Annotated in this window: 9 protein-coding genes; 6 read left to right on the forward strand and 3 right to left on the reverse strand. The window is 40.9% G+C overall.

All coding sequences use genetic code 11. The features are described from left to right. Window positions 1-16: 16 nt before the first annotated feature. From ACRD69_RS20605 to ACRD69_RS20620, 4 genes are all read left to right on the forward strand, one after another. Window positions 17-3,493: an efflux RND transporter permease subunit gene (locus ACRD69_RS20605; RefSeq protein ID WP_430817033.1), complete on the forward strand. Its 3,477-nt coding sequence runs from the start codon at window positions 17-19 to the stop codon at window positions 3,491-3,493. 352 nt (window positions 3,494-3,845) lie between these two features. Continuing rightward, window positions 3,846-4,499 carry a hypothetical protein gene (locus tag ACRD69_RS20610; RefSeq protein ID WP_430817034.1) on the forward strand — a complete coding sequence of 218 codons (654 nt, stop codon included), beginning with the start codon at window positions 3,846-3,848 and terminating at the stop codon, window positions 4,497-4,499. 846 nt (window positions 4,500-5,345) lie between these two features. Further along, the gene (locus ACRD69_RS20615; protein WP_430817035.1) at window positions 5,346-6,497 is read left to right on the forward strand and encodes an FMN-binding protein; all 1,152 of its coding nucleotides are present in this window, start codon (window positions 5,346-5,348) and stop codon (window positions 6,495-6,497) included. 40 nt (window positions 6,498-6,537) lie between these two features. Beyond that, complete coding sequence (locus ACRD69_RS20620; protein ID WP_430817036.1) at window positions 6,538-7,806, forward strand: flavin reductase; 1,269 nt, start codon at window positions 6,538-6,540, stop codon at window positions 7,804-7,806. Window positions 7,807-7,878: 72 nt separating this feature from the next. On the opposite strand, the gene ACRD69_RS20625 is transcribed toward ACRD69_RS20620, so the two are convergent. The 3 genes from ACRD69_RS20625 to ACRD69_RS20635 all read right to left on the reverse strand — a co-directional run bounded on the left by ACRD69_RS20625 (window position 7,879) and on the right by ACRD69_RS20635 (window position 12,575). Next, window positions 7,879-8,454 carry an RDD family protein gene (locus ACRD69_RS20625; RefSeq protein WP_430817037.1) on the reverse strand — a complete coding sequence of 192 codons (576 nt, stop codon included), beginning with the start codon at window positions 8,452-8,454 and terminating at the stop codon, window positions 7,879-7,881. A gap of 611 nt (window positions 8,455-9,065) precedes the next feature. Next, window positions 9,066-9,659, reverse strand: coding sequence for an RDD family protein (locus ACRD69_RS20630; RefSeq protein ID WP_430817038.1), 594 nt, complete (start codon window positions 9,657-9,659; stop codon window positions 9,066-9,068). Window positions 9,660-9,734: 75 nt separating this feature from the next. Then, entirely contained in the window at window positions 9,735-12,575 is a 2,841-nt protein-coding gene (locus tag ACRD69_RS20635) for a lamin tail domain-containing protein (protein ID WP_430817039.1), read from the reverse strand. A gap of 184 nt (window positions 12,576-12,759) precedes the next feature. Between ACRD69_RS20635 and ACRD69_RS20640 the strand changes: the two genes are divergently transcribed. Both ACRD69_RS20640 and ACRD69_RS20645 read left to right on the forward strand, forming a co-directional pair. Further along, window positions 12,760-13,770 (forward strand): aspartate-semialdehyde dehydrogenase, encoded by a 1,011-nt coding sequence (locus tag ACRD69_RS20640; RefSeq protein ID WP_430817041.1) that lies wholly within the window; start codon window positions 12,760-12,762, stop codon window positions 13,768-13,770. A 274-nt stretch (window positions 13,771-14,044) separates the two neighbouring features. After that, window positions 14,045-15,130 carry an adenylate/guanylate cyclase domain-containing protein gene (locus ACRD69_RS20645; protein ID WP_430817040.1) on the forward strand — a complete coding sequence of 362 codons (1,086 nt, stop codon included), beginning with the start codon at window positions 14,045-14,047 and terminating at the stop codon, window positions 15,128-15,130. Window positions 15,131-15,502 lie beyond the last annotated feature (372 nt).

Genomic DNA, 15,502 nt, shown 5'->3' on the forward strand with positions numbered 1-15,502 from the left:
CTAAATCTGATTACAAATGCAAGAAGAAAATATAAAATATAAAGAGAAAGTGTCAACACGGAAGTTTAAACCAACTTTCATGGCACTGGCTAATAAAAATACCATCTACATCCTCACATTATTCCTTATAGTGGCCGGATGGATGGGTTATACCTCCATGCAGCGAGAGCAGTTTCCGGAGATCGTGATCCCTTACATCTCTGTAAGTACCCCACACCCCGGTAACAGTCCGCTTGATATTGAGAACCTGATCACGCGTCCCCTTGAAAAAGAATTGAAAGATTTGAATGGCGTAAAAAAGATGTCATCCAACTCTTTCCAGGACATGAGTCTGATCATTGTGGAGTTTGAAGCCGATGTATCTGTTGAGCAGGCTAAGCTCGACGTGAAAGATAAGGTGGATAAAGCCATCAGTGAATTGCCCGATGACCTGATGGATGATCCGATAGTGGATGATATTGACTTTTCAGAGTTCCCTGTATTGAACATCAACCTGTCGGGAGACTATAGTATCTACGAGTTAAAGAAGTTTGCCGAAGGTTTGCAGGATGAGTTTGAAACCCTGCGTGAAGTGCGTGAGGCCGATATTCGAGGTGTCGATGAACGTGAAATCAAGATACATGTTGACCCTCACCGAATGGCTGCTTATGATTTAACCTTTCAGGATATTGAGTTTGCCGTACAAACAGAAAACTTTACAGTAGGTGCCGGCGAGGTAAAGGTTGACGGTACTCGTCGTTCAATCCGTGTTCAGGCCGATTATACCAACATGGACCAGATTCGCAACACCATTGTGAAAGAGGTTGACGGACGCGTGGTGTATATCAAGGATGTGGCAGAGGTTATTGATGGATTTGAAGAGCAAAGTACCATTTCGCGTCTTGATCACAAGGCCGTAGTGACCTTATCCATTGTTAAAAAGAGTGGACAAAACCTGCTGGATGCCACGGATAAGATATTAGGAATCATCAAGCAGAAGCAGGAAAGCGAAACATTACCCAAGGATCTTACGGTGACAGTAACCGATGATCAGTCGGTTTTTGTACGTGACCAGATCAGTAACCTGGAGAACAGTATCCTGCTGGGTATGATATTCGTGATGATCGTACTATATATGTTCCTGGGCTTACGTAATGCTATTTTCTCCGGTTTAGCCATTCCTATGTCAATGATCATATCAATGATGGTATTGAAACAAATTGGTTATACCATTAATACCATGGTATTGTTCAGCCTTGTCCTGGCGCTGGGTATGCTGGTTGATAACGCCATTGTGGTGATCGAGAATGTCTACCGGATGATGGAGCATGGTGTCAAACCCGAAAAAGCCGTGAAGAATGGGACCAGTGAAATTGCCATCCCTATTATTTCATCAACGGCAACCACACTGGCAGCTTTCTTTCCATTGGTTTTCTGGCCGGGTATTGTTGGTAAGTTTATGAGTTACCTGCCCATCACATTGATCATCGTACTGGCTTCGTCCTTATTTGTGGCTCTGGTGCTAAATCCGGTGTTCGCGTCTCAGTTTATGAAAGTTGAAGATGTAAAAGAGAAGAAGAATTTAAGAAAACCTTATATCATAACTTTATCTCTTTTGGTAGTAGGAGTAGTTTTTCATTTGATAGCTCAATTTTCATATGGAGCAGGCGTAACATACCATGTAAACGAATCAACCTTTGATAAAAAAACATTAACAGCATTAGGTAACTTATTTATTTTACCTATTCTAATTATGTTGCTAAATGTTTATGCACTTAAACCATCTGCTATCTGGTTTCAGCATAAGTTCTTACCAATGCTTGAAAACATGTACGAAGGCACATTGCGTCGTGCTTTGGGACGAAGAACCAGTAAGTGGCTGTTGTTTGGTTCAATCGCCTTGTTTTTCTTCTCGGTGATGTTCTTTGGTGCCATGCAACCAAATGTGTATTTCTTCCCTGAGAATGAGCCACGTACCATATATGTAACCATGGAATTACCATTGGGTACCGACATTGAAGTGACGGACCAAGTGACTAAAAATGCGGAGGATATTCTTTACAGTACCCTTGATCCTTACATGGATATCGTTAAATCGGTTGGTGTAAGTGTTGGTAACGGTAAGGGTGGCTTATTTGAATCGGGTCGTTCACCCAATAAATCACTAACCACGATTACATTCCTCGATTACCAGTATCGTCAGGGCCATAGTACCCGTGATATTATGGGTAAACTGTCTGATGCATTCCAGGGATTTATAGGAGCTAAGGTATTTATCGAAAAAGAAGAAAACGGGCCTCCGGTGGGTAAACCTATCAATATTGAGGTAGGTGGTGACGACTATGAGCGTTTGATTGCCCTGACCGAAGACATCAAGAAAACCATTAACGACGATCATATATTAGGTATCGAAAATCTGGAAATGGACTTGAATACCAATAAACCGGAGATGCAGTTGTTCATTGATCGTGATAAAGTGCGTCGCATGGGATTATCAACCCAGCAGGTGGCTATGGCGCTTCGTACCTCATTGTATGGTAAGGAAATCAGTAAATACAAAGATGGTGAAGACGAATACGACATCATGCTGCGCATGAAAGATCAATACCGTTATGATGTGTCGACTTTGATGAATCAGAAAATGAAGGTGGATAAAAATGGTGTTATTTCTTTGATCCCTATTTCTGCAGTGGCTGATTATGAGTATGCATCAACCTACGAAAAGATCATTCGTATTGACAATACACGTGTTATCACTTTAAGTTCCAATGTGGTGGAGGGCTATAATGCCAACACAATCAATGCGCGTATTAAAGAGTTACTGTCAGACTACCAGATGCCGGCCAACTATAACTGGAAAATGACCGGTGAGCAGGAGAGTCAGCAGGAAACATCGGACTTCCTGGTAGGCGCATTATTGTTTGCACTGGCTTTAATAGCTATGATTCTTATTACGCAGTTTAACTCCGGAGCCAAGCCATTAATCATTATCGGAACGGTAGGACTGAGTACCATTGGTGTATTTATGGGCCTTGGTACTTTCCAGATGGATTTCATCATCCTGATGACCGGTGTGGGAATTGTGTCACTGGCCGGTATTGTGGTAAACAATGGTATTGTGTTAATTGACTACATCGACCTGGTTCGCGGGCAGATGAAAGAGCAAAAAGGCCTGGGACCTAAAGGACGATTAAGTCGAGAAGAAGAAGTGGATAGCATTGTTCGTGCAGGTAAAACACGTTTACGACCGGTATTGTTAACAGCTATCACAACTATCCTTGGTTTGATCCCAATGGCTGTGGGGCTTAATTTTGATTTCTTTAGCTTGTTCTCTGAGCTTGATCCGAAGATTTATTTTGGGGGTGATAATGCCGATTTCTGGGCACCAATGGCCTGGACGGTAATATTCGGTTTAAGTACATCAACGGTATTAACCTTATTAATGGCACCGGTTATGTATAACCTGGCCGTAAGGATGCGTAACCGCCTGGTGAAAGAAAAAGTGAAAGCGTAACACCTTTTCAATAATACTATAAAAACGGCTCTCAATTTGAGGGCCGTTTTTAATTATACCTTATCGGAAAAATTGAAGTTTCTTCATGTGCATTTTCTTATACCACGCCTGGATAGCTATTGTGGTGCTCAGTTGAAATGATAAAAAGTTTAGAAGTTTAATAGTTTATGAGTTGAAAGATTAAACTGATTAACTGTCGAACTGATAAATCGTCGAACTGAGGAATTGATTTACAGTTTCGATATATTTAAACCTCTTGGTGCTATCGCACGAATCCCTGTCCATAAAATACCCATTGTAAAGTATACAGCATATTTCGTATATTAACTATTTAATATTAAACAGTTAGTATATGGAAAATCAGACTCAAACAAGAAACTCAGCTGGCAGGATCATACTAATTACCTGTATTCTTTCAATTGCTTATGCCATATGCCGATATCATGTATTGGGGCCGGTGCCCTGGAAAGACTTCCCTTTTTTCATACTTAACAAAGGGATTGCATTAAGTGCATTTATCTTGTTAACATTTAACTTCAGTTTTGGACCTTTAAACAACCTGGGAGTAAATGTGCCTGAAGGATTTCTCGCAGCCCGCAAATCAATAGGTATGACCGGTTTTTTACTGGTGCTAATACATGCTCTGATGAGCTTCCTTTTATTCAAACCGGAAATATATGGACAATTTTTTCAACCCGATGGCACACTGACACTTTTTGGTGGTTTAAGTATGCTCGGGGGTATACTAGCTCTCGTAGTGCTTTGGGGCTATAACCTGAGTTTCCAAACCCATCTCCGTGATGACGAGAGATTCATAAGGTTTATCACGTCCCGAAAGTTCTTTCTTTCAGCGATGACTTTTAGTCTTTTACACCTGTTTTTTATGGGCTTTAAAGGGTGGATGGTTCCCTCAGGCTGGCATGGAGGCTTACCACCAATAAGCCTGGTAAGTTTTGTTTTCTTTTTACTGGCCTATGTCATAAACCTATTGGGCAGAAGGGATTAAATCCTTTGGATATGATTCCGGTGCTGCCGCGCGAAGTCGGAATTGATAAAAAGTTGATAAGTTGAATAGTTTAATAGTTTAGAAGTTTATGAGTTGAAAGATTAAACTAATAAACTGTCGAACTGCTAAATAGTCGAACTGCGGAATTGATTTACAGCTTAGATATATTTAAACCTCGCCCCGATAATAATTGGGATACACAGTTTATTCCTTCGGATTTGATTCCCAAGCAGCAACTAGCAGGCTGTAAGTCTGCCACATCATAGCCCGGGGCAAAGCGCAGCGACGCCCCGGGTTACCCAATGCCCATCAATCCGGTGCAACATCAATTGTAACTCAACGCACTACTGTTCCATGCACCGGAATAGCAAATGCTCGATTGCGTATCTATTTTATGTGACAGTTGAAATGATAAAAAGTTGATAAGTTGAATAGTTTATAAGTTGAGAGATTAAACTGATTAACTGTCGAACTGAGGAATTGATTTACAGCTTCAATATATTTTAACCTCCGGTGCTGCCGCACGAGTACGAAAATCTATACTTCTCCGACAAGTAAAATTACCGAATCAACAACTGATTAAACTCAGACTAAATTCAGACCAAACTCAGACCAAACTCAGATTAAATTCGACTCGAGCTGAATTTAACATGAGTTTAATATGACTTTATTATGAATTAAGTATGTTATTGGTCATAAGGTGTCATAATGGGTGCATAAACCTGCTAATTGAAAAAATAGAATGACTCCAGGTTTGTTATTGACACTTTTCACATCGTATTAACAACAGGTTTATTGTTTGAGTGCGAGTCATCTTATAGATTTGTAGCGACAAAATGAAGACATATGACTCACACAAACAGAACGGGTAGCATTTACAGCTATTTGTTGATTTTTCTATTATTACTCGCTGTGGCAATAAGGGGAGGAGCCGATTTTGAGTGGTTGAAATCCTCTGATGAGCCGGTTTATTCCCTAAGCGATATTCAGCAGGTGTTTACAGGGGCAGCATCCTTTAAGAAGCAAATCGATAACAGCCTGGCTATATACAATGGCAACAATAAGCCACTGGGGTATGTACTGATATCAGAAGAGCTGGATGCCCGTTTTCAAGGGTATGGAGGGGCTGTGCCATTGATGATTGCCCTTGATTTGAATAAACAGATCATTTCTACACAACTGCTAAAACACAATGAAACAACAGAGTTTATTGACCATGTTTATGATGAAAAGCTATTGAATACATGGGATAAACTGCCAATGGATACCACATTGCTTGCGCTTGAAGTGGATGCCGTTTCCGGAGCGACTAAAAGTAGCAGGGCCATTATCAGAACGTTTCAGAATTCAGTAGGTCATTACCTGCAGGCCGAACAACAATATGGATCTGTCTCACTGCTAAGGATCATTCAGCTGGTGTTATTGGTTATTATACTTGGACTTTCACTTAGCATGATGCTTGGTAAGCGTTTTCGTAAGCTCTATATCTATTATTTAATAGGTGTAGTTTTGGTGATGGGACTATGGCTGAAGAAGATGTTAAGCCTTGAATTATTGAATAATTGGTTAACGAAAGGATTGCCATGGCAAAGCAACTGGGAACTGATCCTTATATTAAGCATATCGCTTGTACTGGCCATAGCCGGTCATAAAAAGTACTATTGTACCTACCTGTGCCCAATGGGAGCATTGCAAATGTTGGTATCCAAAGTATCACCAATTAAAAAGCGTCAACTTTCCCTTAAAATTTCGGTGCTTACACTGCGCAATATCTATCTTACTTTTATATGGACCAGCTTAATACTGGGCTTTGCATTACCATTGTCCAGTTTAGAGCCATTTATTGCATTCTCATTTAAAGTAGCTTCATGGATCATGCTGTCGGCCGGGGGTGTTATTATACTTTTATCCCTGTTCTTTAATCGTCCGTGGTGCCAGTTGTGTCCAACAGGATGTTTACTCGATAGTATTCCATCCTTAAAATCAAATCGTAAATAATTGCATCCGGACCAGGTCGGGAGAGTAAAACTTAAAACAGATGAAAAATAAAGCCACCTTATTAAATATAGTGTTAGCAGCGGTAGTTGTAGTTTTGGTATACCAGCTAAGTACACAGAAGCCGGAAATTAAAGAAGACAAGGTAAGTGGAATAGAAAGAGTTATTAGTCAACTGGAGCAGGGTAGTAGCCAGAAACGTTCAGTAGGACCTAAAGGACACATTCATCCTAAGCCAGCGCTTGTTATTGGCTCATACAGTGAAGACGGCACACCCAATATCATGACAGCTGCCTGGGCCGGCATTGTCAACTCCACACCCATGAGTATTGGTGTGTCTATTCGTCCAAACCGCAAGAGTTACGAAAACATAATGGCCACAAAGGCTTTCACCGTTAATGTACCATCGGCCGGGAATGTGGCACATATGGATTATGCGGGAAATATTTCGGGGCATGATGAGGATAAATTCAAGGCGATGAACCTGACAGCTGTCAAAGGTGAATTTGTTAACGCGCCATATATTGGAGAGTTTCCTATTGTGATAGAGTGTGAAGTGACCGAAGTTGTGGAGTTGGGCTCACATATACAGTTTATTGGGAAGGTGATTGACACAAAGGTTGATGAACGGTATTTGAATTCGGAAAATCAGGTTGATGTGGAAGCAATAAATCCCGTTATTTACGGAGGTGAATACTATTATGGTTTTGGTCAGCGTTTGGCCAGGCCATGGGATGCCTATAAATTATTTAAAGATGATATGGAACCTGAATTTCTACCAACTAATTATGCCAATTCAACCCTGGCTAGCATATATAATCGGAAAAGCGTTCGCCATTATACCGATCAAAAGGTAACAAAAGAACAGATAACCGAATTGGTAAGGGCCGGAATGGCCGCCCCATCAGCTGTAGATAAACGTCCGTGGGCATTTGTTGCAGTGAGTGAACGAAGCAAACTTGATAGCCTGGCCGCTGTATTGCCGTATGCTAAAATGTTGAAACAAGCCACAGCTGCCATTGTTGTTTGTGGCGACATGGATAAGGCACTTGAAGGTGATGGGCAGGCCTATTGGATTCAGGACTGTTCGGCCGCTTCACAAAATATATTACTGGCAGCAGAGAGTATGGGGCTTGGTGCGGTATGGACAGGTGTTCACCCAATAAAGGAGCGTGAGGATGATGTGAAAAAAGTACTGAATGCTCCTGAATCAATTGTTCCCTTAAATGTGATCGTTGTTGGTTATCCTGCGGGTGAGGAGAAGCCAAAAGACAAATGGGACGAGTCTAATGTGCACTGGGAACAGTGGTAAACCTGATTTACGTTCATTCTTACTGCTACTGGCTAACAATTAGAGCAGTAAGAATGAACTGAAGCTATACTTTTAAGCAAGTACCACCCTGGTTTTAGTCCAGCGGTCATGTCCGCCGTCGTATTTCCAATATAAAAATGACAAGCAATCGATTGGTAAAATACGGTATAAAGAACGCAGGATAATGCTCTTAAACGGGGGACGCCGGCCATCTTCGTTGACTACTTTTGTTCTGGTTATCATTTTACCAAAAGTACGACCTGTGAGACTCTCCATAATGCTGTAATATAAAATGATACTCAAAATACCCAGGGCATACTTTAAACCCATCAGCACTTGACTTTGATCTACCACAGGAATAACTATATCGAATAGGTTAACAGTGATGATAAAAAACAAGAAAGAAAAGGCCCAATCGATTAATCCATTGATAAAACGCTGCCCTTTACCTGCCTGATGATAGTGCTGACATTTAGCAACTTCGCTTAACTCATATTTATCCTTTAAAAATTTGTCCTCGTGATAAGTGCCGCATTGAGAAAGGAAAGCCGGTACATCATGTGTGATTCGGCACAGCAGTCCTTTTTCATTATCATTTTTCTGGTGCAGGCAAGTCTTGCAAAATCGATGTCGATAGTCCGGATTCATAGATTCTCCTCCCTAAGTTATGAATGGGTAAAAATAATCCGGTCATACTAAGCTAAGGTTAATTCTATGCTAAGGAATTGTGTATAAATATCATATGGTGAAATGACATGATTTAACACGCGACAGGTTCGATAGCTATGGTAGTCACGTGGCAGCGGAGATGTCCAGGCTATGACGATGTGGGCTTTCAGTGCGTTATTGACATCTTGGTATTAATTTATTACCCTCTTAATATCTTGTTTTACAACAACATATCCCAACGCACTGTTCTTCCCTTTGAGCTTTAGTTAAAGGGGAAGTACCGTAGCGAAGTTACGTGGATGGGGATCACTATCCGGTAGTATTATCGTCTTTTAAAGGCACAGATTGCAAATCACGAGTGTTCGGAAGAATAAACGAGGTCAACGAATTACAGAAGCTGTTTTCATCGAAAAATAAGAGATGGATCTCCACCGCAATGTTCGACGAATTTACAAATCGACAAATCAAACGCCAACAGGTCTATCGACGCTGTCGGGTTACAGAAACTACAATTAGCAGTCAACTCTTCAACAGCCCAACACTCAAATTATCATATCACCCAATGGGCACATCAACAGTTTGATAATGACTTATTTCACACTGACTACTTTGGTCTTGCTCCAGGCATCATGCCAGCCTTTATCAGCAAAGAGAAAGGATAAACCATCAAAAGGTACGATGCGGCATAATGAGCGAATAAACGATGTTCCGAAGTCAGGTTTGTTGCCATTCTCATCAACAACCCTGGTTTTTGTTATTAACTTACCAATGGTGCGGCCTGTAAGGGCTTCCATAATGGTGTAATAAACAATGGACAGGAGTATAAAAAATAGATTTTCAATGAAGCTGCCAGACTCGTCAATGGTCTCAATAGCCTCGGGATTGAAGATGCCCAGGTAAACACCATATAACATGGCAAAAAGTATGAATAGCACCCAGATAAAGATGGAATCAATAAGGTGATTGACAAAGCGTTTTCCCTTATCGACTTCCTGCACATATAACTGATTGCGTATCGCTTCCATTTCAGCCTTGTGCTTTAATTCCGGATCTTCTTTGTAGGTGGTGCATGATACCTCAAACTCTGCAGGGTTATTGGTTAAACTGCAGATGATACCTCTTTGTGTATCAAATTTTTGAAGAGTACACGCTTTGCAAAATTTGAGTCGTTCCTGTCTGTTCATTGTGTTCGTAAGCTAGAATTTTGTGTGGACAGCAAAATAATTAATATTGATTAAATAACCTTTGAAAATTTCATTTTAATTGCTGCCAGTCCCAATGACGCAGGGTATTTTTTCTTCGTGCACCTGGCCCGAACCGTAAGTGCATTGCACATAAATTAAATAGATACCTGGTTGCAGCTTAGTTCCGTCATCACGCATGCCATCCCATGTAAAGATGTTGCTGTTGGCCAGTGACAGGTTATTTGCCAGGTAACGAACTTCATTGCCCTTAGGGTCATAAACACGAATGGTCACTATGGCATTGGGTTCATCGCTGTTCATAAGAATTTGTAGTTGGTCATCAGCTCCATTGTTGTTGGGAGTAAATACCTCCGGATGTATACTGACGAGGCTGCTTGTTTCCTTAGAATTTCTCAGCTGTTGGGAGTTAAGGTAGCCAGGTGTAGCATATCCTGCCGTAGAAGCCGCTGAAAGCCAGTTGTCGGATGCTTGTGTTGTCAGGTCCCACGACAGGCGTTCCAGTGATACGCCTTCCTTATCCTTAAGCAGGTCGAAGTGCATGTTTTGATGATAGATAAAAGCATCCAGTACAATTCCCTTTTTATTTGCCAATACTACGTGACCTTCATCATCAGGATATGAAGGTAGAGTCGATGTTTCAACAAGGGCATCTTGTTGCGGGCAGTTGTAGTTCTGAAGTATTTTTTCTTTATCAGTTGTGATGGCAATATATGAGTGAGGCTGCAACAGTAGCACTTCCTCACTGACCTGATGTAGTTTTTCTATTTGATCATCTTTTATTTCAGCAAAGTATAAGTCGGCCAAATTGATTAGTTTATTGCTTGTATTGTATATTTCCACAAAGTCGGCGCCGCCGGGGTGTGGATTAAACAGCACTTCATTAATCAGTAAATCATCTTTTGTCACGGTATCAGGCACACCAAAAATGATGGGTGCGTCAAGGACTAAAGTATTGCCAGACATGTCCTTGATGTTAACCGACATAAGCTGGTAGATGGCATTGGCTGGCAATTCGTTTTCAAATTCAAGCTCCAGCTGATTCAGAAACAGCTGATCAAAATGCTGCTGTGTTATGTTAAGCTCAGGTGCTAATTCAACGGAGTAAGTGTTGAAATCCATTGTTTCACTGAAACGAACCAAAAGCTCTTTCTTATCGTGCAGTTTTAAGCCGGTAATAACAGGAGGTGTTCTGTCTGGCAGATCATTGTGAACAGAGTTGTGTTGTCCGGGTGTTCCACCATTTAAATTCATGCTCCAATGGAAGTTGCCGGGACTGCCACTTTTATTGGCCGGATCAATCCGTTCTGCCGACCAGCCGCCGTCTTTTTTGAAGCCTTCACCCTCAATCAGCTGTGTTTGATAATTAAATGCATCTACAATGTGCTTGTCAGCATTGTATAGGAACATCTCAAAACCTGAATTAGTTAACCCAGGCATGCTTTTAATAAAAGCCGTTGCCACCACTTTGTTCCAATCATCTATATGTTTGGAAGAAACAAGGCATATCAGTCCCCCGGCTTCAATAACAGAGTCGGGAAGGGATACCGTATTATCATTTATCTGCAAGGTCCAGTCAGACAAGTTAATGTTGTAAGGTGAGTTATTGAATAGCTCTATGAATTCAACTTCGGGAAGGCCCATTGATGGTACAGGGTCGGCCATCCATTCGTTAAATACCACATCGAAGCGAAGAGCATCATAATGCATAAGTGTAATGCTAATATCAGGTACCGGATCGTTTATAGCATCAGTCAGGCCACTGATCGTCAACTCATATTGACGACCATTTTCCAGTTTTTCAGGTAACTGTATAATAAAAGTATGGTTGTCGTCAGTGCCAATGCTCACAGGCCTGGTTACAATTTTGTCGAGCTGCATATTCATGTTGGCAAAGGTTTCAATAGTAAGCGATTTGCTGAAAGACAGTTGTATGGAATCACGGTTGACAAGGCGTACCTGGTTTACTTTAATTCGCTTGTAGCTATAGCTAAATGTTTGCTCAGACATACTGTTTCCATGGGTATCACGAATGCCGGAGACGATTAGCTGGTCATGGTCTGTGTCATCAATAATTGGATCAAAATGCAGGTTAAGCATGTGTGTGTCATTGTTGTATACCATATTTGCAGGATGGCGTTGACTGTTTTGCAATGTAAAACAAGTGCTACTTATGCTTGATTCGTCCAGTGCTTTATTAAATGTCAGACTCATTTGAGAGCCATTATTCAACTCAAAGTCAGTTATTACGGGTGGTGATTTATCGCGATAGGGAAGGCCTTGTACCTGAATGTCATCGAAAAAGAATTTATCAGCCCGTGTTTTGGTATATTGGCAATGAATGCTAAAATAAGCAGCGGCATAATTGTATTGTGCCTCAGCTTCCCCTTCAGTTATCCAGCCGTTTCCCATGTTAGACAAAAGGGTCCATCTATTGCCTGAGCGGGTCACTTTGACAATAAGGTCCACTTCAGCATGATTCAGCCTGTCGGTTGCCCCTTCAATCAGCTTTTCTTTATTGCCATTCTCTATTATGTATAAGCATATATTATCATCGCTGCTGCCAAATTCAATAAAAACTGCATTATGTGCATCGACCGGCTGCTTTTTATCACTGGCCAAGTAGATGCGGGCATAGTTGGCTGATGATGGGTTGAAGTTCATTTTTACCTTCACTTGCCATGAGGCCTCCTCAATGGATTGACTGGGCGTTGATAAGAAGGCAGCACCGGCATCTGCATCGTTCAGTTGTAATTCATTATGGGTGTTAACCATAAAAAGTTCATCAGAGCCTGACCAGGGCGGACTGTTTTTAAAATCACCATCATTGAACGAATCTTGCACTTGAGCCTGGCATATAAGGGGAAAATATACCAAAAGGATAAAAATCAGCCGCATTGAGTTAAGGGTTAAAGTAAATATTTCTATTTTTGTATCGGAATGTAAGCAACTTATCAATCCACCAACACAAATCAATTTAACACAATTTGCTTACTAAGTAAAGTTATATAACCGTTGAGGTTATATTTTTTTATATCAATATGAAAAAATATGACTCAAGTATTTTAAAATTTTTTGAGTGATGAAAGTAGCAATCGTTGGTGCTAGTGGCGCTGTAGGACAGGAGTTTCTGAGAGTATTGGAAGAACGTGATTTTCCAATGGATGAGTTAGTTTTATTTGGTTCGAAAAGAAGTGCCGGAAAGAAGTTGATGTTCAAGGGACAGGAATTAACAGTCAAAGAGCTTCAACATAATGATGATTTTAAAGACATAGATATTGCTTTAACTTCAGCCGGAGGTGGAACGTCGAAGGAATATGCTGAAACCATTACCAAACATGGTACCATCATGATTGATAATTCCAGTGCTTTCCGTATGGATGATGATGTGCCTTTGGTTGTGCCTGAAGTTAATGCTGAGGATTGTAAAAATGCACCACGTAATATCATTGCCAATCCTAATTGTACCACTATTCAAATGGTGGTTGCTTTAAAGCCGATTGAAGAGCTTTCGCACATTAAGCGTGTACATGTTTCTACTTACCAGGCATCCAGTGGTGCAGGAGCAAGTGGTATGCAGGAGCTGGAAGATCAGACCAAAGCCATTGTTAATGGCGAAGAAACGAAAGTAGACGCTTTTCAATACCAGTTGGCCATGAACCTTATTCCACAGGTTGATGTGTTTACAGATAACGACTATACCAAGGAGGAAATGAAGATGTTCAATGAGACGCGTAAGATTATGCATAGCGATATTTCAGTTAGTGCTATGTGTGTGCGTGTGCCTATTCTTCGTGCTCACTCTGAATCTGTTTGGGTTGAAACAGATGCACCAGTCACACCAGCACAGGCCAAGGAGGCTTTTGCCAAGGCGGATGGTGTTATCCTGATGGATGATCCGGCCAATAAAGAATACCCAATGCCATTGTTCCTTGCTGGAAAAGATGAGGTATTCGTCGGGCGCGTTCGTCAGGACCTGGCTAATCCAAATGGTTTGACTTTCTGGTGTGTATCTGACCAGATTAAAAAAGGAGCTGCACTTAATGCAGTTCAGATAGCTGAATATATGATCAAGGAAGGCTTAATTAAATAGTCTCTTTCGGAAAAGCATATTTTTTGTGATGTTTTCACAAGCCTAAAACTATTAGCTTTCTTAAAGGAGATCTGAGTTTTCTGGCCATCACCAAATAATTGTTCGTTTCCATTTTCGGGTTTTAACCGGAAATTGTATAATATTGATAGTCCTTAGGGTTTATATGAACCTTAAGGACTTTTTTTTATTTGATGTTTCTGTTGTTAATAACTTACTGTAACTATTCTGCCGGGCAGAGTGTAAAAACAGTTGATTTGTTTTAGATACCATCGCAATGTTTTCGTTTGAAAAAGTAAAAATCTGGTTCAGCATATTTTTCAGATCCTATTTGTACCATCAGGTATTCTGGTTGCTGGCTTTGGCGGGTTATGTGTTTTTTACACAAGACGAACGATTGTTTGTCAATTACCTTGATCTTCTCACTAAGGACGATGTTTATGGCAATACCGTTCTCTTGTCATTTTTTGTTGCAACATTTTTTACACTTCTTGACGCCGTATTTATTGGTTGGATAGTGCGTAAACTGCCCATTCACATCATCGCTTTTTTTCGGCATGTCATGTATCTGGCGCTGGCCCTCCTGATCATCTTTTTGTCGGCCAATGAGAATCTGACTTTCGAGCAGCTTCAGGATTATGAGATCTATATGAAGAATATGCCCGAATTAGGCATACGATCATTGCGATTTACCCTCTGGTTCTACTTCTCCTGTATTTTAAGTACCATGGTACGTGGCTTACTGAGGAAGATAGGACTGGCAAATGTGTTGCAATGGCTGATGGGTACATTGAACAAACCACGGGCTGAGAAACGCGTTTTTATGTTTGTTGATATGCGTTCGTCGGTTACCATAGCTGAAAAGCTGCAGCATAAAAAGTTTAGTTACCTGGTTCAGGATGTGTTTAATGACCTGGCTGTAGTGGAGAATTATGGTGGTGCCATTTATCAGTACCTGGGTGATGGAGCCATTATCTCGTGGAGTTTAAGAAAAGGGTTGCGAAATAATAACTGCATCAAGGCATTTTTCGCCTTTCAGAAAGTGATCAGGCGTAACCGATTCTGGTATAAAAAAAGATATGGCTTAGTGCCTGAATTCAAGGCCGGTTTGCACGTTGGTGATATTATGGTTTTACAGGTTGGCCGTTTAAAAAGAGATATATCTTATAATGGTGATACATTGAATACGACTGCACGCATTGAATCGATGTGCAATGAGTACAAGCAGGATCTGTTGATTTCAGGTGTTCTGTATGAGTCTTTACCACACATTACGAAATACAAAACCAAGGAAGTGGGTAACCTGAAGCTTAAAGGTAAATCGCGGGGAGTACAGGTGTATCAGGTAAAGCCTGCTGATTAAATGTTGAACTGCCTATCCTGATAGCTATAGGGAGTTGATGAGTTGAATTGAAAAAAAAGTTGATAAGTTGAAGAGTTTATGAGTTGAGATTAAACTGATAAATTGCTAAACTGTCGAACTGATAAATCGTCGAACCGAGGAATGGATTGACAGCTTCGATATATATAAACCTCCGGTGCTGCCGCGCGAAGGACAAACTATTAAACGATACTCTTTAACCAAACTGCAACTAGCAGGCTGTAAGTCTGCCACATCATAGCCCGGGGCAAAGCGCACGAGTGTTCGAAAAGATTCAAACATTCACATATATAGTGTTTTGCAAGCTGTAAATCAGCTCTCCTCCTGGCAAGGAGGAGTACCTCGACGAAGGAG

This window comes from Carboxylicivirga agarovorans, from assembly GCF_050589845.1.
GTDB lineage: Bacteria > Bacteroidota > Bacteroidia > Bacteroidales > Marinilabiliaceae > Carboxylicivirga > Carboxylicivirga agarovorans.